This window comes from Psychroflexus torquis ATCC 700755, from assembly GCF_000153485.2.
GTDB classification, from domain to species: domain Bacteria; phylum Bacteroidota; class Bacteroidia; order Flavobacteriales; family Flavobacteriaceae; genus Psychroflexus; species Psychroflexus torquis.
The window spans coordinates 3963068-3986660 of record NC_018721.1 but is presented as its reverse complement, the minus strand read 5'-3'; the positions used below and the strand labels follow the sequence as shown (position 1 = coordinate 3986660).

Here is a 23593-nt window from a genome sequence, read left to right as displayed (position 1 = left end):
AACAGTGGGTAGTAAGTGAAGAAAGAGTAATAAATAAAAAATAATGAACTTACTTTATTTTAAAATAGCATTCAGATACTTGATTAAAAACAAGTTGTATTCCTTTATTAATATCATTGGTCTTTCTCTTGGTATTGCGGCCTTTATTATTATTTCGCTTTATGTAAGTTATGAAAAAAGCTATGATACTTTTAAAGGCTCTGATGAAGTTTATCGGGTTTACATGGATTATTTAGAAGGAGATCAATTTGAGGCTGGTGATGCGCAAACCTATAATTTAAGTGGGCCTACAATTAAAAAACAATTCCCTGAGGTTATTGATTATGTTAGACTTTTTAGATTAGAGAACGTAACCTTTGTAAATAAGGATAAGATTATTGAGCAACCAAGAGGGGCATTGGCTGATGCTTCCTATTTTGATATTTTTAATACAGCGCTATTAAAAGGAAGTATCGAAGAGTACAATAGACCAAATACTATCATTTTATCTGAAAGTTTAGCCAAAACGATATTTGGTGAAGAAGACCCCATAGCTAAAAAAATTTCCGCTTTTTATGAAGAAAATGTTCTTTTAGAAGTAGTTGGCATCATGCCAGATCAATCTGAAACAACACATATGAAACTTAATTATCTGGTGTCTTTTGAAACTATGAAAACTTGGTATCCCATGAGCAGTGGTTGGCAATTAAACTGGAATGCGAATAATTTTTTCACCTATTTAAAACTTCATAAAAACACTGATTTTGAAGAACTTCAGGACAAATTAATACATATTGACATCGAAAATAATCCAAATGAACGTCATAACATTGAGCCCTTAAGCGATATTCATTTATACTCGGACAAACCTTATGAAGCGGAAACAAATGGAAGCAGGAGTCGGATAAGGTTTTTATCAGTTATTGCAATCATCATTCTCATTCTATCCTGGTTAAACTATATTAATCTTTCTACCGTAAAATCTTTAGAGCGTTCTAAAGAAATAGGAATTAGAAAAGTAGCTGGTGCTCAACGTTCACAGTTAATAACACAATCTTTAATTGAATCTTTATGCTTGTTTGTTTTGGCTTTTATTATTGCGATAATTCTAGTTGCTTTTCTGTTACCCGTTTTCAATAATTTTGTTGAAAAATCTTTAGTTTTTAGAATTGCAAATTTTAAATCACTACTCCCATTTGCTGGCTTAATGTTGCTAGGCAGTCTTTTAGCAAGTTTTTATCCAGCACTTATTTTAAGTAATTTTTCACCAATTAAAGCTTTAAAAGGAAAAATTAGTGCCTCATCCAACAAACTGAATATTAGAAAAGGACTCATTACCCTTCAATTTTTTGCGACTATAACACTTATTATAGGCACTTTGGTTGTCTCAAAACAAATCCATTTTTTAAAAGAACAACCTATAGGTGTAGAACTGTCTCAAATTATCGCTTTAAAAGGAAAGGTTTTAGAATCTATGACGGATTCTTTAATACTAAAGAAAGTAGGTGTATTTGAGAGTGAATTAAAGAATTTGTCTTTTGTTGAAAGCGTAGCGACAGCTTCAACGTATCCAGGAGATGGTTATAATAATTTATCATCGACAGTCGGTATAGAATTTCCAAATGGTAAAACTGAGGAGCGACAACTATTCTATATTTATCAGGCTAGTCCAAACTATTTTAATGTCGTAAATATTCAGTTTGTCGCGGGGAAAGCTTTTATGAAAAGCTCAGAAAATAGTCCAAGAACCATCGTGCTTAACGAAAAATTCGCACGAGAAATGGGGTATTCAAATCCAAATGAGCTTGTTGATAAGCAGGTTATGTTTTGGGGTGAGAATTGGACGATATCTGGTGTTATGGAAGATTATCATCATTTTGGATTAAAGACAGGAATAGAACCTCTAATTATTTATAATGACCAAGTGTATGATCATGTTTTAGTGAAATTTAATTCGTCTTCAAATTCAGTAGCAGGCATGCAAAAGAGTTTAGATAAAGTGAAAACACTATACACCTCTATTTTTCCTAATAGCACTCTAAACTATACATTTTTAGATAAAAAATTCGAGGCACAATATACTGAAGATCGGAAGTTTGGTATTGCATTCCGTATTTTTACAAGTTTAGCCATCTTCATCGCAGCTTTAGGTCTATTTGGTCTAACATCCTATATGTGCATACAAAGACGAAAAGAAATAGGAATTAGAAAAGTCACGGGAGCAAGTATTTTTCAAATTGTCACACTGCTTAATAAAGATTTTATCCTATTGGTAATTATAGCATTTATTATGGCAGTACCAGTTGGCTGGTATATAATGAGCCAATGGCTTCAAGAATTTGCCTACAGAACAGATTTAAGTTGGTGGATTTTTGCATTATCTGCTTTAATCGCTGTTGTAATTGCACTTGTTACGGTAAGTTTTCAATCTGTAAAAGCAGCAACAGTAAACCCCGTAAAATCGCTTAAAATTGAATAAAACGAGTATTAGACAGTAGTGAGTGGTGAGAACATCGAGTACAGAAGTTAGAATATCGAATATAGAGGTAAGAAAATAGTGGTGAGTGGTGAGTGAAAAAATAGAATAGAATTACGAATTAATAAAAAAGACTAAGAAGAAGAGAAGCTATATCTAAGTAGTGAATAATTTTACTTTAAAATAGCATAGATAAAAACCTTTGCGACCCTGTCTGCCGATAGGTAGATTTGCGAGAATTTTTTTGAATAAAGCAACTAATAATAACTAACAATCATGATCTTAAATTATTTCAAAATAGCGTGGCGGAACCTCATGAAGCACAAGGTGTTTTCGCTCATCAATATTATTGGTCTCACAATTGGTTTAAGTGCTTCATTCGTCATTGGTTTATTGATTTATTACGATACTACATTTGATGACTTTCATAAAGACGGGGATCGAATTTACAGAGTGGTATCTAATTTTAGTAGCCCTGAAGGAAAGTTTTACAATTCTGGAATGACACTTGCGCTTGAAGATGCTATAAAAGAGAATTCAAATTTCGAAACGCTTAGTGGTTTTTATATCGAAAGACCTTCTAAAGTAGAAAATAGAGTGATTGGTTCTGAATTTAAATGGCCCGACTTTGTGATATTTACAGATGCCCATTACTTCGACATCTTCAAGTATAAATTTTTAGCTGGTGGTAACGCAGATGCGTTAGAAAGTCCAAATAAAGTCATCTTAACGAAAAAGCGAGCTAGAGATTATTTTCCAAATACTAGCCCAACCGACATTATAGGAAAAACGTTAGTTTATAACGACTCTTTACATATAACTGTTTCTGGTATTGTTGAAAATTTAGAAGGTCGAACCGACTTTATTTTTGAAGAGTTTATCTCTAGTCCTACCCTACTTCAAACCCGCTTAAGAGAGCAATTTCTAGAGAAAAACTGGAATAATACAAATTCCAACTCACAGCTTTATGTCAAAGTAAGTGAACAGGCAGATTTAGCAGCCATTCAAAGTCGATTTGATGTGCTAGCAAGTGAACATCAAGATGAAGAATCAAAAAAATATGGAGAAGAACAACAGTTTAGTCTTCAGCCGCTTCATGATATTCATTTTAATGAAAATTATGGAATTTATGACTGGAGTAAAGGCCAAGCCAGTAAATCCTTACTGACTAACCTAGCGCTAGTTGCATTATTCTTACTTCTCTTAGGTTGCATTAACTTTATTAATCTCAACACAGCTCAAGCCTCTCAACGTGCTAAAGAAATTGGTATACGTAAAACTTTAGGAAGTTCCAGAAAACAACTTATTGGGCAATTTATGGGTGAAACCTTTTTACTAGTGATGGTATCAGCCTTGTTATCCTTGTTACTTTCTAAATTTTTGCTAAATATATTTTCTGATTTTGTTCCATTTGGATTGAGTTTGGAACTATTTAAATCACCCTATGTTATTGGTGGAATCATTATCTTATTGTTAGTTATTACCTTTCTTTCAGGCTTTTATCCAGCCTTAATATTATCTAAGTTTAATACTGTATCTGTTTTAAAAAATCATTTAGGGACTGGAGGAAAGAAGCTAAAACTCAGAAAATTCTTGACGGTTTTTCAGTTTACAATCGCCCAAGTTTTTATTATCGCCACCTTACTTGTTGGCAAACAGATCAATTATTTACTCAGTAAGGACATGGGTTTTAAAACTGATGCCATCGTATCTGTATATAGTCCAAGAGGTGAAAGTGAATTATCAAAAAAAGAACTTTTTGCTGAAAAAATAGGAGCTCTACCCGAAATAAAAAGTGTCAGTTTAGGAGGTCGGCCTCCAGCATCAACATCAACTAATAGTACAAACGTGAGTTATACTAATGGCAAGACTGAAATGAAATCAGAATTACAATTCATTTTTGGGGACACCAACTATTCAGAATTATTTGAATTAGACATTATAGCTGGAAGAACCATAAGAAATAATACGATTAAGGAATTGGTTATTAATGAAACCTGCCTAAAAAATCTTGGGTTTACAAGTCCTGATGAAGCCATTGGGAAAATAGTCCAATTGGATGGCGATGCTGTTCCTGTTGTTGGAGTTATGGCAGATTTTCATCAACGTTCCTTAAGCTCTGAGATAAAACCAATGGCATTAACGGGTGATTGGTACCGACCAGAGTGGAGTCAGTTTCAAGCGATTCATATGGCATTTCAAAATGAATCGTCAAAAGAGTTAAAAGGCATCCTCACAAAAATTGAAGACACCTACAAATCGGTTTATACAGAAGTAGATGATTATAGAGTGGAGTTCTTAGATGAGACCATCGAAAAATTTTATAATCGTGAACAAAAAATTTCAAAACTTTTGAATTGGGCAACTGGCTTATCAATTCTAATCAGTTGTCTCGGCTTATTAGGTCTCGTGATTTACACCACCAATAGACGTGTCAAAGAAATAGGTGTTCGTAAAGTTTTGGGCGCTTCGTTATTACAAATTAACACCTTATTGTGTAAAGAATTTTTAATTCTAGTCGCTATAGCTTTTATCATAGCATCACCAATTGCTTACTATGGCATCAATAATTGGTTACAAGATTTCGCAAACAAAACAAGTATCAGTTTTTGGGTGTTTTTAGCAAGTGGAAGTGCTATGATTTTCTTTGCGTTAATAGTAATTAGTGTAAAGACTTTACAAGCGGCAAATGCAAATCCAGTGAATTCATTGCGTTCAGAGTAAATCAATCAGAAACCTATAGTGTAGTCATTCCCCTTTTAAAGTGTTCGGATATGAACAATTAGTGTATCAAAATCGAACACTTTTATTATAAGAAATAATTTCATTAACCTAGCTTATAGCTAGTTAGGTGTTTGGCATTATCTTCACCATATAATAAGTATGAGAATTTAGAGAGTTTATAGTGTCTTTAATTTTTAGCACTCAGAATGATTAACCCTCTGGTCAAAAATAGAAATCATGATTAAGAATTATTTTAAAATAGCATGGAGAAATCTTTGGAAACACAAATTGTTTTCGACAATAAACATCATCAGTTTAGCTATAGGTTTTAGTGCATCCTTCGTCATTGGACTCATGGTGTATTATGACCTTACATTTGATAAATTTCATCCAGATAGTGAACTTATTTATAGAGTGACCTCTACTTTTACTACTAACGATTCTGAAGGAACTAACGGTGGAATTCCGATGCCCTATATAAATGAGGTGAAAAACAATATTAGTGCTGTAGAATTTTCAAGTGGAATTCATGTTGCGAATCTTCAAAAAGTAAAGGAAGAGGCTACAAAGAAAACTTTTAAAAATCCCGATTATGTAATTTTCACTGATTCAGAATATTTTCAAATATTTAATTATAATTGGTTGGCTGGAAATTCAGAAATTGCTTTAAATGCCCCAAACCAAGTGGTATTGACTAATAAAAGAGCTCAAAAATACTTTCCATCATTACAACCTGATAAGGTAATTGGTCAGACTTTAGTATATAACGATTCTATACAAACTACGGTTTCAGGTATTGTAGCCAGTTTTGAGGAGCGTTCTGATTTAATATTCGAGGAATTTTTATCATTAGAAACGGCCAAAAAGACGAGTTCTAATGGTTATATTTTTGACCCACAATGGGATAACACAAGTTCTAGTAGTCAATTATTTGTTAAGGTGATAAACCCTTCAGCAAATTCTGTTATTAAAGAGAAAATGGATGCCTTGGCTGTTGAACATAGATCTGATTGGGCAATAAAATATAATATGAGTCAAAGTTTCAATCTTCAGCCACTTAGAGACTTGCATTTTAATACAGAAGTTGGGCTTTTCAATTTTAGTGAGGAACCTGCAGATAAATCGGTAATGGTTGGACTAGGACTAATCGCATTATTTTTACTCTTATTAGGTGTAATTAATTTTATAAACTTCAATACAGCCCAAGCCAATCAACGTGCTAAAGAAATAGGAATACGCAAAACACTTGGAAGTTCTAAAAAGCAACTTGTTTTTCAATTTATGGGTGAAACCCTATTACTAACTATTGCTTCTGCACTTATTTCTGTGGTGTTTGCATACTGGTTACTTCACGTATTTTCTGATTTCACACCAAAAGGGTTAGAGTTTTCACTGTTTAAAGACCCACTAATAATTGGTTTTGCCCTAGTTCTAATTGCATTGGTAACCTTTTTATCAGGAATTTATCCTGCATTAGTACTAACACAGTATAAGCCAATTTCAGTACTTAAAAATCAGGTAGTTAATAAAGCAGGTAAGCCAGCATTACGTCGCTTCCTAACCGTTTTTCAGTTTTCAATTGCACAAGTTTTTATCATTTCAACCATTTTAGTTGCTAAGCAAATTAATTTTATGATGAATAAAGATATGGGCTTTAAAACGGATGCTATTGCTAATGTTCGGACACCATGGTATAATAATACAGAAGAAAAGCAAGCGAGGTTTGAGCAAGAGCTTAAAAAATATCCTGAAATATCCAAACTTGCAAGAGGAGGGTCTACTCCAGCTTCATTTAGTGAAAATAGGACTCTCGTTACATATATTAAAGAAGATGGTACTGAGCTTCAAACACCTTTACAGTTACTTAGAGGCACTAAAGATTATATCGATCTTTATGGTATTGAGTTATTAGGTGGGAGAGCAACATTAAATGACTCTCTCCAAGAAATTATTATCAATGAGACCTATCTTAATATTCTTGGTTTTAAAGCCCCTAGCGATGCTCTTGGAATACAAATAAAAAGGGAAGATGAAACATTTCCAATTGTTGGTGTAGTTAAGAATTTTAATCAACGTTCATTAAAGGATCCAATTAATCCTCTTGCTTTAATTGGAAATTGGGGAGGTACAAGATTTGGAGTAATGCATTTTACTTTGGCAAATAATGAAGAAGTTAGTATGTCAAAAACAATTTCTAAAATTGAAACTGCTTATAAGTCAATTTATCCTGAAGCTGATTTCAAAGTGAATTTTATGGATGAAACTGTTGAGAAATTTTACAAACAAGAAAAAAGTCTATCTAAATTGCTTAATTGGGCGATGGGTTTATCTGTATTAATAAGTTGTCTTGGGCTTTTAGGTTTAGTGATTTTTACAACAGAGCGGAGAACAAAAGAAATTGGTATTCGTAAAGTTTTAGGCGCTACATTATCACAGCTTAATGTGTTGCTATGCAGGGAGTTTGTGTTGTTAGTTGGTATTGCTTTTATTATTGCAGCACCATTGGCCTATATAGGGCTTAACAGTTGGCTTGAGGATTTTGCATTTCAAACGAACTTGAGTTGGTGGATTTTTGTACTTAGCGGCTTAGGAATGGTAATTATAGCTGTTGCAATAATGAGTGCTAGAACAGTTTCAACTGCTTTAAAAAATCCGGTTCATAGTTTAAAAACTGAATAGGTAACACTATTATGATACGTAATTATATAAAAAGAGCATTCAGGACTTTATTAAAGCATAAAGGCTATAACTTCTTAAACATATTTGGCTTAGCCAAAGACATTACTTGCGCTAGCTTAATTTTTCTTTAGTTTGAAGATGAGGTGAGTTTTAATTCAACTTTTAAAAAATAGAAATCATGATTAAGAATTATTTTAAAATAGCATGGAGAAACCTTTTAAAGAATAAAGGTTTTACAGCCATTAATATTATTGGCTTATCCTTAGGGATTGGTTGCTTTATTATGATTTCCATGTTCGTGATAGATGAATTAAGTTATGATCGCTATCATGAGAAGGCAGATCGCATTTACCGAGTAAATTCGGATTTCATTTTTGCAGGTGCAGAAATGAGTATGGCTGTGAGTTCAGATCCTATGGGAGAAACGCTAAAGAGCGATTATCCAGAAGTTGAAGACTATGTGAGACTTTATGCTTCTCAAGGATCTAAGTTAATTAAAAATGGAAATGAATATATTAACGAATCAAAAGTAGTACATGCCGATTCTACTTTGTTTAATGTCTTTACATTACCGCCAATAATAGGCGATACGAGAACGGCACTTAAGGCACCCAACACCGTAGTTATAACAGAAATTGCAGCGAAACGTTATTTTGGGAGCGCAGAACTTGCTATGGGTGAAATGCTAGAGACCGGTGATGATAACAAAACATTATATAAAGTAACCGCTGTTATAGAAGACCTACCAAAAAATTCACATTTCAATTTTGATTTTTTCTTCTCCATGGCCAATGTCGATTATAATTTTGGTAATTATTTAAGTGCTAACTTTCATACGTATGTGCTCTTAAAAGAAGGAACAGATTATAAAATATTCAATAAAAACTTTAAAGAAGTTATTGAGAAGTACTTGCTGCCACAAGCAGCGGAATTCATGCAAATTAAAAGTATGGAGGAGTTTGAGGCAAATGGAAATAAAATAGAATATGCTTTAATGCCACTCACAGATATACATTTACATTCTTCAAGAGGAGTCGAATTAAGTGCAAATGGTAATATCCAATATGTTTATATTTTTTCTGCTGCTGCATTATTTATATTATTAATTGCTTGCATCAATTTCATGAATCTTACGACTGCAAAATCTTCAGGTAGAGCAAAAGAAGTAGGTATTCGTAAAGTTTTAGGTTCTAAAAAGAAAGCTCTAATTGGACAGTTCTTAACCGAGTCAACCTTAATTGCCTTTTTAGCGCTTTTTGTGGGTTTGTTGTTTGTATGGCTTTCTTTAGGATGGTTTAATGGCATTTCAGGAAAAGAAATGTTGATGTCTTCTTTATTAAGCCCAAAATTTATAATATTCATCTTTTTGCTTCCATTTATAGTTGGTGGATTAGCAGGTGCATATCCAGCATTCTTCTTGTCTTCATTTAAGCCCATTAAAGTATTAAAAGGGACATTATCAACAGGGCATAAAAGAAATACCCTACGTAATTTTTTAGTGGTGTTTCAATTTGCAACATCCATCATTTTAATTGTTGGTACAACAGTCATTTATAAACAAATAAACCACATTCAATCTGCAAATTTAGGGTTCAATAAAGAACAAGTGTTAGTGGTCAACAATTCGGGATTATCACGTGAAACCAGACAATCTCTGAAAAATGAGATTGAACAACTGACGGCAGTGAAATCAGCTTCGTTTGCAGGATTTTTACCAGTATCTAGTTCTTCGCGTTCAAGCACAATTTTTTCTACAGAAACTGTCATGACAGAATCTAACGGATTTAACATGCAGTATTGGGACGTAGATTATGCTTATGTGGAAACAATAGGGATGAAAATGAGTGAAGGTCGGAATTTCTCTCGAGATTTTGGTTCAGATTCAACAGCTATAATATTAAATGAGACGGCTGTTAAATTAGCTGGTTTTCAAAACCCTATTGGAAAAAAAATATATAGAGAAAAGAAGAATAGTGACCTTCAAGTCTATACGATTATTGGTGTGGTTGAAAATTTTAATTTTGCATCTCTACGTGAAAATGTTGGAGGATTAAGTTTAAAATTAGGAAATAATAGTTGGGAAACTGCCTATAGATTTAATACAGCTGATGTTAATGGTTTGCTGTCTACCATTGAGAATAAATACAAGGCTGCTGCTCCAGGAATGCCATTTAAATATGAATTCTTAGATGAAGCTTTTGAAAATATGTATCGCCAAGAGAGGCGTGTTGGGACCGTTGCTCTTGTTTTTGCATTGTTGGCAATAATTATTGCTTGTCTTGGCTTGTTTGGATTGGCAACTTACATTGCTGAACAGCGCACAAAAGAAATTGGCATACGCAAAGTACTAGGAGCTTCAGTAACTAATATTGTTAAAATGTTATCTACGGATTTTGTAAAACTAGTGATGCTTGCCTTTGTCATAGCAACACCTATAGCATGGTGGTTTATGAATAAGTGGCTACAGGAATTTGCTTTTAGAATAGATCTTCACTGGGGGGTTTTTGTAGTTACTGGATTAGTAGCCTTAGTAATAGCTTTAATAACATTGAGTTTCCAGGCTATTAGAGCCGCTATGGCTAATCCAGTAGTTAGTTTAAAAACAGAATAAATCCCCCAGCCCCAAAGGGGAGTAAAAAAACTGTAATATACAAATCAACTTCTACTAGCCTTTTGTGGTCTTTGCTAAGGGCTTAGCGTTCTTTAAGTGAAACTTTTTTAAAATTGAAAATCAGTTAATTATCAACTGAAATAGATTTTAAATTTATACCGATGAGCTACGAATTTTAAAAGTGTCCGATTATGTACAAAAAGTGTATCAAAATCGAACACTTTATTTGTTAAATATAGTTTTAAAGTATTGATATATAATTATTTAAACCTTTGGCATCATCTTCACTATATAAATAGTATGAGTATGGAATAAAATATAAACGAATACGCTTATTCCATCTAAAGAGAACAATTATGATCTTAAATTATATCAAAATAGCATCTAGAACTTTATTGAAAAATAAAGCCTACAGCTTTCTGAATATTTTTGGATTAGCCATTGGTATTACCTGTGCAAGTTTAATCTTTCTTTGGGTGGAAGATGAGGTGAGTTTTAATACGTCTTTTAAAAAACAAGACCAGGTATATTATGTGCCAACAAATCATAATTTCAGTGGTGAATGGCGTACCTTTTATTCAACACCAGGGCCCTTGGCTAAGGCACTTAAAGATGAGATTCCTGAGGTAATTAGATCAATAGTAACAATTGGAGCTAATTTGGTATTTCCTATACAAGATGATCATATAGGTAGTATAGGTAAGTATGCTGATGAAGATATTTTTGAAATTTTTAGTTTAGCTTTTATTGAAGGCAATGCAAAAGATGCATTTAAATCTCAAGAAGCCATAGTGCTTACGGAAGATATGGTGGTGCTACTTTATGGGGAAAATACAAAAGTTCTTGGAAAGACCATAAGGATGAGTAATGGAGATGACTATATGGTGACAGGTGTAATAGAGAACCTTCCTGCTAATGTCACTTTTGGATTTAATTGGTTAGCCCCTTTTGAAAGATATGCGAAAAGACAAAATGATATATTGGGATATGACAATAATTTTGCTGATACGTTTGTAGAATTGTCTCCCGAGGCAAATTTTGAAATCGCAGATAGTAAAGTCCGACAAATTCTTTTAAAAAAGAATGGTGATAGTCCTACAGGCACTTATGCTTTTTTGCACACCATGAAAGATTGGCACCTAAGATCAAAATTTGAAGATGGAAAAGTAGTTGGTGGCCGTATTGCTTATGTCCGTTTATTTTCAATAATAGCTATTATAATATTACTCATCGCGTGCATTAACTTTATGAATCTATCCACAGCACGTAGCGAAAAACGCGCTAATGAAATTGGAGTTAGAAAAGCGATGGGTTCTGGTCGATCTAGATTAATCATTCAATTTATATCAGAAGCTTTACTTCTTGCCTTTATAGCAACCTCAATTAGCATTGTGTTTCTATTTATTTTGTTGCCAGAGTTTAACTTACTTATTGAAAAAGATTTGGCACTAGGACTTGCAAAACCTATGCATATTCTATTCCTACTCGGAATCACCTTGGTTTGTGGCATTTTTGCAGGACTTTACCCTGCATTTTATTTATCGGCATTTAAACCTGTAGAAGTCTTAAAAGGTCTAAAAGTCACTCAAGGTTCAGCAACATTTATTAGAAAAGGTCTTGTCGTTGGTCAGTTTACCATGTCTATTGTATTTATTATAGCTACTATTTTGGTATATCAGCAAATTCAGCATGTTAAAAATAGAGATCTAGGCTATGATAAAAACCAATTACTCGTTATGAGAGCGAATGATAAGGTTATTCAAAAATTTTCAGTCATCAAGAAAGATTTAATAAATACTGGAGTTGTGAAAAATACAGCTTTATGTAATTCTGTAGTGCTTTCTGGAGGTAGCAACCGTACTGGGCTGAAATGGGATAGTGCTGAACCTACAGAGGATGTTTTGATTAGTTTGAGGCATGTGAGTTCTGAATTCATACAAACAATAGGAATGGAGATTGTTGAAGGAAGAAATTTTAGTACTATCATGATACAGGACAGTACTAATGTTTTAATCACACAATCATTTGCTGACTTAATGGGAAAAGGTAGCGCATTAGGAAAAAAAGTGACTATCGATGAAAAGGCATATCAAGTTAAAGGAGTCGTTAAGAATTATCTATATGGAGACATGTATGGAACGAGTGACCCAGTACTATTTTTTAATAATGCCAATTATGGGAATTTTTTATATGTTAAAATTGAAGATGAAATTTCTGCGGCTCTAGCTATTTCTAAAATAAAAGCAGTTATGAAAAAGCACAATCCAGTATTTCCTTTTGATTATAATTTTGTAGATAACATATTTGACGCTAGGTTTAAAAACGAACAGCTTATCAGTAAGCTTTCGCAACTCTTCGCCTTATTAGCCATTCTCATTTCATGTTTAGGCCTTTTTGGTTTAGCAGCTTACACAGTGGAAAGGCGCAGTAAAGAAATTGGAATTCGAAAAGTTTTGGGTGCAAGTGTTTCAGGCTTAGTGAAATTATTGTCCAAAGACTTTTTAAGGCTTGTTGGTATTTCCATTTTAATTGCCGTGCCAATAGCTTGGTATGCCATGGAAAATTGGCTTCAAGATTATGCCTATCGCATAGAAATCAATTTGTGGATTTTTATTATTTCGGGTGGTGTTGCCCTTTTAATCGCCATGCTTACCGTGAGTTTTCAAGCCATTAAAGCAGCCTTGGCAAATCCAGTAGACAGTTTAAGAACAGAGTGAATCCCCCAGCCCCAAAGGGGAGTAAAAAACTGTAAAATACAAATCAACTTCCACTAGCCTTTTGCGGCCCTTGCTAAGGGCTTAGCGTTCTTTAAGTGAAACGTTTTAAAAATTGAAATTCAGTTAATTATCAACTGAAATAGATTTTAAATTTATACTGATGAGTTACGGATTTGAAAAGTGTCCGATTACGTACAAAAAGTGTATCAAAACCGAACACTTTATTTATTAAATATAGTTTTAAAGTATTGATTTATAGATTCTTAGTCCTTTGGCATCATCTTCACCATATAAATAGTATAAGCATGGAATAAAATATAAACGAATACGCTTATTCCATCTAAAGAGAACAATTATGATCTTAAATTATATCAAAATAGCCTTCCGAACTTTATTGAAAAATAAAGGCTACAGCTTTCTAAATATTTTTGGATTAGCCATTGGTATGACTTGTGCGAGTTTCATCTTTCTTTGGGTGGAAGATGAGGTGAGTTTTAATTCAGATTTCGCAAAGCAAGATCAAGTTTATTATGTGCCAACACATCAGGAATATGATGGTGAATGGAGGACGTTTAATTCGACTCCAGGACCATTAGCAGAAGCGATGAAAACGGAAATTCCTGGAGTGATCAGAGCGGCAAGAACCAAGCACAGAGACTTTCTGTTTGCTGTTGACGACAATGCAATCAATAGTTCTGGACGTTATGTGGATGAAGATTTTATAAACATATTTAGTCTGTCATTTATTGAAGGAAATGCGAAAACGGCATTTAAAAATCCAGAAGCTATAGTAATTACTAAGAAAACAGCAGAACAGCTTTTTGGTAAAAATGTGAAAGCACTTGGGGAAGTTTTAAAAGTTAATAATACTGATAATTATTTGATCACTGGTGTTATTGAGAATCTTCCTAAAAATGTCACTTTTCCTTTTAATTGGATTGCCCCTTTTCAACGTTATAGTAATGGTCAAGACTGGATGACAGAATATGGTAGTTTCTTTGCAGATACTTTTTTGGAGTTATCTCCAGAGGCAGATTTTGCAGCTGTAGATGCACAAGTCCGAAGTTTAATTGAGAAAAAAACAGATGATAGTAATTCAAAAGCATTTTTACATTCCATAAAAGACTGGCACCTACGCGATAATTTTGAAAATGGTAAACAGGTTGATGGACGCATTACTTATGTGCGTTTATTTTCCTTTATCGCTTTAATAATATTACTTATCGCCTGTATAAATTTTATGAATTTATCTACGGCGCGGAGTGAGAAACGTGCTAATGAAGTTGGTGTGAGAAAAGCGATGGGCTCTGGTCGTTCTCGATTGATCATCCAATTTATTTCTGAAGCTTTGGTGCTTGCTTTTATAGCAACACTTGTCAGTATACTAGTGTTGTTTGTTTTATTACCTCAGTTTAATTTACTTGTTGAGAAAAATTTGTTGTTAGGGCTTGCAAAACCTTCACATATTATATTTCTATTGGGTGTTACCCTATTTTGTGGAATCTTTGCTGGATTATATCCTGCATTCTATTTATCGGCATTTAAACCTGTTGAGGTTCTAAAAGGTTTAAAAGCCACTCATGGTTCTGCCACATTTATTAGAAAGGGCCTTGTGGTTGGGCAGTTTACGATTTCCATTGTTTTTATCATCTGTACTATTTTAGTGTATCAACAGATTCAGCATGTAAAGAATAGGGATTTGGGTTTTGATAAAGACCAATTAATTTCATTAAAAGTCAATGGGACTATGATTGAGGAATTTTCAGTCATAAAACAAGATTTAATTAATACTGGGGCTGTTACAAGTATCGGTTTAAATAACTCAGGAGTTTTAGATGGAGGCAATAACGGTTCAGGATTAGAGTGGATGGGAGGCACAAATACAGAAGATGTTTTGATTTCCTTTAGATATATCAGTTCAGATTTTTTAGAAACCGCAGGAATTGAATTGGCCGAAGGTCATGGTTTTAGTGAAAATAGAGCAAAAGATAGCACCAGCGTTTTAATTACTGAATCCTTCGCTAAACTAATGGGCGATGGTAGTGCGATCGGAAAGAAAGTAATAAGATGGGAGGATACGTATACCGTTATTGGTGTTGTGAAAGATTATTTATATGAGGACATGTACGGGCAAAGTGACCCTGTGTTATTTTTTAATTATCATGGGGAAGCCAGTTTTATGTATTTAAAAATGAACCCTGAAATAACCACTAATGCCTTGCTATCTAAAGTTGAAGCTGTGCTGAAAAAGCATAATCCAGCCTATCCATTTGAATACACCTTTGTAGACGACACATTCAATGCTAAATTTAAAAGTGAACAGCTTATTGGTAAACTCTCGCAGCTCTTTGCTTTATTAGCCATACTCATCTCTTGCTTAGGTCTTTTTGGTTTGGCAGCTTACACAGCCGAACAGCGCAGTAAAGAAATTGGAATTCGAAAAGTTTTGGGTGCAAGTGTTTCAGGCTTAGTGAAATTATTGTCCAAAGACTTTTTAAAGCTTGTAGGTATTTCAATTTTAATAGCTATTCCTATGGCTTGGTATGGAATGGATAATTGGTTACAAGATTATGCGTATCGCATAGAAATCGACTGGTGGATTTTTGTTGTGGCTGGAGTCATAGCTATTTTGATCGCTTTATTAACTGTGAGTTTTCAAGCTATAAAAGCAGCCTTGGCTAATCCAGTAGATAGTTTAAAAACAGAATGAATCCCATAACTCTAAAAGGGGAGCGAAAAAATTAAATAGAAATACTAATGAAAAGATATTAAAATAAATTCAGCATAAAAAACATTTATTATGATACGCAGTTATATAAAAATTGCTTGGCGGAATTTGAAAACCAATCGGTTGTTTTCAATAGTGAATATAGTGGGTTTATCTATTGGTTTAGCTTCAACTTTGGTGCTGTTTTTATTCATTTTACAGGAGCGTAGTTTTGATAATATGTATGCTAACAAAGACCATATTTATCGTGTGCTTCTTAATACCACAGAAGATGATTTGGAGACTTGGGCAAATGTACCGTCAGCCTTAGCTCCAGAGCTTAAAGCAACTATTCCGACTATTGTTGAATCTGGACGATTTTTTCATCACGGCTTTGGAGAATCAGCCTCCATTAAAACGGATAATGATGTGTTTATAGAAGATAAGTTATTCTGGTCTGATGCCTCTATTCTAGATATATTTAATGTGGAAATTCTTAAGGGAACGGGATCAGAAAACCTGAACAATCCCAATACTATTTTGCTTTCAAAAAGCACGGCTAAACGGTATTTTGGTGATGAAAATCCATTAGGAAAAACACTAACTATTGACAATACAACTTCGTTTGAGGTTAAGGGTATCTTTAAAGATTTCTCTGATAACAGTTCATTAAATTTTAATGCGATCGCCCCTTTTATGATGCAAAACTTTGCAAAGAATCCGTCTTGGAATAATGCGAGTTTTGAAACCTTTGTGATGTTCGATTCAGCAACTCCTGTAATTAGAGATGTTGAACTTAAAATTCAGGATATTTTAAATAAAAATGTAGAAAAAGAAGCCCTTTGGTACACTTTTTCACTCCAACCCTTAGAGCGTATTCATTTGTATTCTTCGAATTATTCAGATAGTTATATAACTAATTATGGAGACATTAATCAAATTCGTAATCTTACTGCTTTAGCGCTTCTAATCCTACTCATTGCCTGCATCAATTACATGAATTTAATAACAGCACGTTCTCAAAAAAGAGCGACAGATGTTGGAATTAACAAAACACTGGGGGCGTCTGTAAAAGATATAATTATTCGGTTTTATATAGAAACAGGTTTAATTACAGCCATTGCAATGGTCTTAGGTGGACTTTTCGCTGTGATAACCTTACCTATTTTTAACGAATTAGCAGGGAAACATTTAGCGATCTCCTCTTTGTTTACAATTAAAATATTGGGGTTTTTGGTATTGATTTGGCTAGTCACTACTTTATTTTCTGGCTCCTATCCTGCCTTATACTTATCGCGTTTTTCACCAAAAGAAGTTATAAAACCAACTTCAAATAAGGGCGGCATAGCAAGTGTGATTAGAAAAGGCTTGGTTGTTGTTCAGTTTTCTGCTTCTGTGGTTTTAATTATTGGTGTGATCGTGATACATCAACAATTAGAATTTATTCAGAATATAAGCTTGGGCTATAATCCAGAAAATATCATTGCTATTTCAACATCTGGAATTCGCAACGAAGGGTCAGGTAGAGCTTTAGTAAACGCCTATGAACAATTACCAAACGTTTCGGCTGTTACAAGATCTCAAGGCTATCCAGGACTTGGGGTTAGTGGAAGAAGTATATATAAGCGTAGTACAGAACAAAGCATGGGTATACAAACCAACAGAGCTGAACAAAATATTGCAGATGTTTTGCAACTCAACTTAGTATCGGGTCAGTTATTGCCTAAAATTAAACAGCAAGGAGATACTTTAGTTGAAGTGCTTGTCAATAAAACCACCGTGGATTTCTTAGGTCTATCACCCGAGGAGGCCATAGGTGAAAAGGTGGCTATGCAACTTGGTAATAATGCATATATATGTGGGGTTGTAGACGATTTTAATTTTGCATCATTGCACAGTCCTATTGGAGCGTATGCGTTTCATAATGCACAACGTGAGCCAAAATCGTATTTATTAGTTCGGTTTGAAAATGAAATTTTAACGGAGACCATTTCAAGATTTGAAAATACGTTTAAAACGCTTGCACCAAATACAGCATTCAAATATACTTTCTTAGATAAGAATCTAGAATTACTTTATGAAAAGGAACAGCGCACAGCAAACGTAGGTTTACTTTTTTCCATATTGGCAATACTTGTCGCTTGTTTAGGATTATTTGGTTTAGCTGCATATATGTCTGAACAACGCAACAAAGAAATTGGAATCCGAAAAGTGTTTGGAGCAAGTGTAGCTGGAATTGTTCAGTTATTATCGCTAGACTTTATCAAACTCGTTTTGGTAGCATTGGTCATCAGTTTTCCATTGGCATTATATCTTATGAAGAGTTGGTTGCGAGACTTTGCCTACCGCATTGAAATTAGTTGGACAGTATTTTTAACAGCAGGCATTCTGGCTTTAGGCATTGCCATGTTAACAGTAAGTTTTCAAGCGATAAAAGCCGCCATTGCCAACCCGATAAAAAGTTTAAAAACAGAGTAAAGCCCACAGCTCCAAAGGGGGGGTCAAAAACAGAAATAACAATCATAATAAATAAGAAAACCATGAAAAATTTAATGCGTGTTGCAATGCTAAGCTTGATTTGCACGAGTCAAATGGTATTGGCTCAGACAAAAAAGACGGTTGAATCCTTTAGTAAAGTGACGATTAGTCCACATATCGAAACCACTTTTGTGCAAGGTGACGAAGAATCTGTAACAATACTAAAGAGTACTGAGCCAGAAGATAAAATAAATATCGAAGTGAAAGGAGATAATTTGAGAGTTTATCTTGAAGGGGCTAAGGAAACCACTAAGACTAAAAAAACCAACAAGAATGGAGCAAAAATGAATGTCCCTATTTATAAAGGTAAAGTACTAAGTATTCTCATTACTTATAAATACATCGAAGAGCTCTCAATAAGAGGTGAGCAACCAATACTTTGTGAAAGTTTAATTGATGTTGAAAAATTTAAACTCAGTATATATGGGGATTCTGAAGTGACTTTTAATGAAGTCAATATCCAAGAATTAGATGTGAATAGCTATGGAGAGAATAAATTAACTATTCATAAAGGGAGTATTTATGAACAAAAGTTAACCGCTTATGGTGAATCTTATTTCGATTTAATTGAAGTCAATAATACCACTTCAAAACTCACAGCTTATGGAGAAGCCAAGTTTTTGATCAATGCCTCAGAGCGCATTAAATTCACCGCCTATGGTGAAGCAGAATTGAGTTACAAAGGAACAGCAGATATAGTTACAGGGATAAGAATTGGAGATTCAAAAGTACAACGCATCGATTAATTAAAGTCAATCACTTGTAGTCTCCTCGTTTTTGGAGAGTACAAATAACCAAAAATAATATTATGGAAAATACACTATTAACTACAGAAGAAGCATTTAGAACCGTAAATTCTGGAAGAAAAACGGTCACCTTACTAGACAACATTAATCTAACCGTCAAAGAAGGAGAATTCATTTCACTCATGGGACCATCAGGTTCAGGGAAATCTACTTTACTGAACTGCATTGGAATGTTAGATGATTTTACAGAAGGAAGCTACACCTTTTTAGACGAGCCTGTCCACAGTTTGAAAGAGAGAAACCGATCTAAACTATACAAAGAGTATATAGGTTTTGTATTTCAGGCGTATCACCTTATCGACGAACTCACCGTATATGAAAATATCGAAACACCTTTGCTCTATAAAAGCGTAAAGTCATCTCAACGGAAAGCTATGGTTGCGGATATGCTAGACCGCTTCAATATTGTTGGGAAGAAAGATTTATTTCCTAGTCAATTAAGTGGTGGCCAGCAACAATTGGTAGGAATTGCAAGAGCTTTAATTGGAGAACCCAAACTCATTTTAGCGGATGAGCCAACAGGAAATTTAAACTCCAAGCAAAGTGAGGAAATTATGAAATTATTTTCAGAATTAAATAAAGAAGGGGTCACCATAATACAAGCCACACATTCCGAAAGCAATGCGGCTTATGGCTCACGAATAATTAATCTTCTCGATGGAAAAATCGTCTCTTAAAAATAAATGGAATTAGATGAATTCGAGAACTCTTTTTAAAACAACAAAACATCTCGATACATCCCGACGAAATAGTCGGAACACTCGATGAGACAAAACAAATTAAGATCAGCATTTTAAGACATACGTCAATGGGAAAGGGTTTGATTAATTATCAGTAAAAAAATCATTGAGATTGTATCTAGAACTTTCGTGGGTGCAAGAGAACATCTCGATACAATTTTCAATTCTACTCTTTGATTGAGCAAAAGCAAAAACCACTCGATGGGACAAAACAATTTAAGATCAGCATTTTATGACTTACGTCAACGAGAAAGTGTTTAATTGATTTTTAGTAAAAAATCATTGAAAGTATATTGAGAACTTTCATGGATACAAGAAAACATCTCGATACATCCCGACGAAAAAGTCGGAACACTCGATGTGACAAAATAAGTTAAAATCAGCATTTTACAAAACACATCAATCGTAACCAAACATTAGCCTATTAAAAAATGAATAATCAGTACCTCGGTCAAAGTCGAAGACTGCAATTGAATACAGGCTATTTATCATTCAAAATAAATAAAACATAAAATTATGAAATCTAAAATCATATTGTACACTATCCTATATATTATGGGACTGGCAGGATATACTCAAAATGAAACAAATACAAGTTATTCGTTAGATGAATGCATTTCTATAGCCTTAAAGAATAACCTCGATTTGAAATCTACTAATTTGGTAGCCAATTCTGAGAAAGTAAACTATCAACGATCAAAGGCAAATTTGTTACCTCGTCTGAATGGCGATTTTAATTTAGGGGTTAATGATGGTAGAAGTATAGATCCATTTACCAATGATTTTATAACTCAAGAATTAACATTTTCGAACGTGAGATTGAGTTTAGATGTTACCATTTTCAATGGCTTTCGATTATTGAATACAGCTAAACAAAATCGACTCAACAAAAAAGCTTCAGAACTTGAAATTGAAGCTGCCAAACAAGATCTAATCTTAAATGTCACCCTAGCCTATCTCCAAGTTTTAAATACCAGAGATGTATTACAATTAACTAAAGTAAGATTAGAAACGACTCAGCAACAGCTTGACATACAAGAAGGCTTTTATGAAAACGAATCTGGAAATCCCGCAGATTATGCAGATATAATAGGGCAAGTAGCTAGTGATGAAACCAGCATTTTAGTATCTGAGTCTAGTTTGAATAATGCAAAATTAAATTTAGTTCGATTATTGAATGTAGATGAAGCTATCCATTTTGACACAAAAGGCCTGATACTAGATTTTGAAGAATATGGCTTATCTGCTGATGAAGTATACACCCAAGCTATACAAAACTTAGCCATCTTTAAAGCAGGTGAATTGCGCATTGAAGCTTCAGAAAAAGGAGTAAGTATCGCTAAATCTCAGTTTACACCAGAAATTTCTCTTTTTGGAGGAATAAATACCAATTATTCTAGTGCAGCGCAGCTATTCAATTCTACGGGGACTAGTATTGCTGAAACAGGTGATTTTATAAGTTTAGATGGACAGAATTTAATGGTAATGTCAGAGCAAACCTCTTTTGCTGCTCAAAGCATCAATTTTAGGGATCAACTCGATAATAATTTAAATACAGTAGTTGGTGTTGCCGTCAATGTGCCGCTTTTCAATGGGTTTAGAGCAAAGAATAATATGGCTTTAGAAAAAATTAGAGTTGAAGAATCTTTGTTAGAATTAGAACGCACACACTTAGATATTAAGAATGCCATCGCTCAAGTTCATTTTGATATGGAAGCAGTTTACAAAAGATACAATAGCTTTTTAAGTCAAGTTGAAGCCTATAAAGAATCCTATCGGATAAACGACATCAGGTTTAAAAATGGGGTCTCTAATTTCTTAAACTACATCACCAGTAAAAATAATTTAGACAATGCAAAAGTAAACCTTGCAAATGCCAAGTACGACTATTTATTGCGCGTAAAGGTGTTGGATTATTACAGAGGAACGGAGGATCGTTTTAATTAAACTGTAGAAGGTGAAACGGAGTTCTTCAGATAAGTTAGATTGCAAACAAGAAACTCTGAGTGAGATGCTGAAATAAATTCAGCAGGACAAAATCATATTGAATTGTCACCCTGAATTTATTTCAGGGTCTCACAATTCCAAAATCCAAACCTTATCACCCTGAATTTATTTCAGGGCCTCACAGCCACAAGCCACCACAACTTATCACCCTGAATTTATTTCAGGGCCTCACAGCCACAAGCCACCACAACTTATCACCCTGAATTTATTTCAGGGTCTGACAGCCACAAACCACTGCAACTTGTCGCCCTGAATTCATTTCAGGGTCTCCATATGGTTAAACTGAATTGCTGAAATTTAATAAGGCGCTGATACTGAACCCCAGTTATTCAAATAAGTTAGATAGTAAACGAGAAACTTTGAATGAGATGCTGAAATAAATTCAGCAGGACAAAACCATATTGAATTGTCACCCTGAATTCATTTCAGGGTCTCACAACCACAAACCACCACAACTTGTCACCCTGAATTTATTTCAGGGTCTCAATATGGATAACCTATGTTGCTCTATGTTATCGATGAGGCGCAGATGCTGAAACTAGTTCTTCGGATAAGTTAGATAGCAAACGAGAAACTTTAAGTGAGATGCTGAAATAAATTCAGCATGTACAAAATCAAGTTGAATTGTTACCCTGAATTCATTTCAGGGTCTTACAACTCCAAAATTCAAACCTTGTCACTCTGAATTCATTTCAGGGTCTCACAGCCACAAGCCACCACAACTTGTCACCCTGAATTCATTTCAGGGTCTTACAACTCCAAAATTCAAACCTTGTCACTCTGAATTCATTTCAGGGTCTCACAGCCACAAGCCACCACAACTTATCACCCTGAATTTATTTCAGGGTCTCACAGCCACAAGCCACCACAACTTGTCACCCTGAATTCATTTTAGGGTCTCACAGCCACAAGCCACCACAACTTGTTACCCTGAAGTCATTCCAGGGTCTCCATATGGTTAACCTAAATTGATCAAATTTAAACAGACGCTAATACTGAAACTAGTTATTCAAATAAGTTAGATAGTAAACGAGAAACTTTACGTGAGATGCTGAAATAAATTCAGCAGGACAAAACCATATTGAATTGTCACCCTGAATTCATTTCAGGGTCTCAATATGGTTAACCTAAATTGCTCGACTTTAGCCAGGCGCTGATACTAAATCGCAGTTCTTCAGATAAGTTAGATTGCAAACAAAAAACTTTAAGTAAGATGCTGAAATAAATTCAGCAGGACAAAATCAGGTTGAATTGTGATCCTTAATAGTGTAAGAGAATCTATCCTAATTTAACCCATAAGTCTTTCCAATTAGGATTATCTTTCTCTATTAAATTTAATTTCCATTGCCGATGCCAACTTTTCAATTGCTTCTCCCTAGCAATAGCATCCTCTATATATTGAAACTCTTCTAGATATACCATTATTTTTAGATTATACTTTGAAGTAAATTTACTTCCTGTTCCAGTAGTGTGCCTCTCCATTCTATAGTCTATGCCACCAGTTACACCAATATATAAAATTCCATTTGGCTTGTTGGTTAGGATATAAACCCAATAGTTATGATACGCACGTTTAGGCATTTCTTTAATTTCCAAAATTAATATTGAG

Annotated in this window: 11 protein-coding genes; 10 read left to right on the top strand and 1 reads right to left on the bottom strand. The window is 34.1% G+C overall.

All coding sequences use genetic code 11. The features are described 5' to 3' along the window. The first annotated feature begins 43 nt into the window (after nt 1-43). The 10 genes from P700755_RS17080 to P700755_RS17035 all read left to right on the top strand — a co-directional run bounded on the left by P700755_RS17080 (nt 44) and on the right by P700755_RS17035 (nt 21924). Nucleotides 44-2458 carry an ABC transporter permease gene (locus tag P700755_RS17080; protein WP_015025875.1) on the top strand — a complete coding sequence of 805 codons (2415 nt, stop codon included), beginning with the start codon at nt 44-46 and terminating at the stop codon, nt 2456-2458. 273 nt (nt 2459-2731) lie between these two features. Continuing rightward, entirely contained in the window at nt 2732-5179 is a 2448-nt protein-coding gene (locus tag P700755_RS17075; RefSeq protein ID WP_015025874.1) for an ABC transporter permease, read from the top strand. Between the two features lie 237 nt (nt 5180-5416). Further along, nucleotides 5417-7858 (top strand): ABC transporter permease, encoded by a 2442-nt coding sequence (locus P700755_RS17070; RefSeq protein WP_015025873.1) that lies wholly within the window; start codon nt 5417-5419, stop codon nt 7856-7858. A 178-nt stretch (nt 7859-8036) separates the two neighbouring features. Continuing rightward, nucleotides 8037-10469 (top strand): ABC transporter permease, encoded by a 2433-nt coding sequence (locus P700755_RS17065; RefSeq protein WP_015025872.1) that lies wholly within the window; start codon nt 8037-8039, stop codon nt 10467-10469. A 356-nt stretch (nt 10470-10825) separates the two neighbouring features. Continuing rightward, entirely contained in the window at nt 10826-13186 is a 2361-nt protein-coding gene (locus tag P700755_RS17060) for an ABC transporter permease (protein WP_015025871.1), read from the top strand. A 355-nt stretch (nt 13187-13541) separates the two neighbouring features. Then, a complete protein-coding gene (locus tag P700755_RS17055) occupies nt 13542-15896 on the top strand; it encodes an ABC transporter permease (RefSeq protein ID WP_015025870.1) in 2355 nt (784 codons plus the stop codon). 90 nt (nt 15897-15986) lie between these two features. Further along, nucleotides 15987-18371: an ABC transporter permease gene (locus P700755_RS17050; protein WP_015025869.1), complete on the top strand. Its 2385-nt coding sequence runs from the start codon at nt 15987-15989 to the stop codon at nt 18369-18371. Between the two features lie 62 nt (nt 18372-18433). Then, complete coding sequence (locus P700755_RS17045) at nt 18434-19177, top strand: GIN domain-containing protein (RefSeq protein WP_015025868.1); 744 nt, start codon at nt 18434-18436, stop codon at nt 19175-19177. 62 nt (nt 19178-19239) lie between these two features. Then, nucleotides 19240-19914, top strand: a complete 675-nt coding sequence (locus P700755_RS17040) for an ABC transporter ATP-binding protein (RefSeq protein ID WP_015025867.1) — start codon at nt 19240-19242, stop codon at nt 19912-19914. 579 nt (nt 19915-20493) lie between these two features. Then, a complete protein-coding gene (locus P700755_RS17035) occupies nt 20494-21924 on the top strand; it encodes a TolC family protein (RefSeq protein ID WP_015025866.1) in 1431 nt (476 codons plus the stop codon). Between the two features lie 1338 nt (nt 21925-23262). On the opposite strand, the gene P700755_RS17030 is transcribed toward P700755_RS17035, so the two are convergent. Continuing rightward, nucleotides 23263-23580, bottom strand: coding sequence for a GIY-YIG nuclease family protein (locus P700755_RS17030; protein WP_342626334.1), 318 nt, complete (start codon nt 23578-23580; stop codon nt 23263-23265). Between the last annotated feature and the right edge of the window lie 13 nt (nt 23581-23593).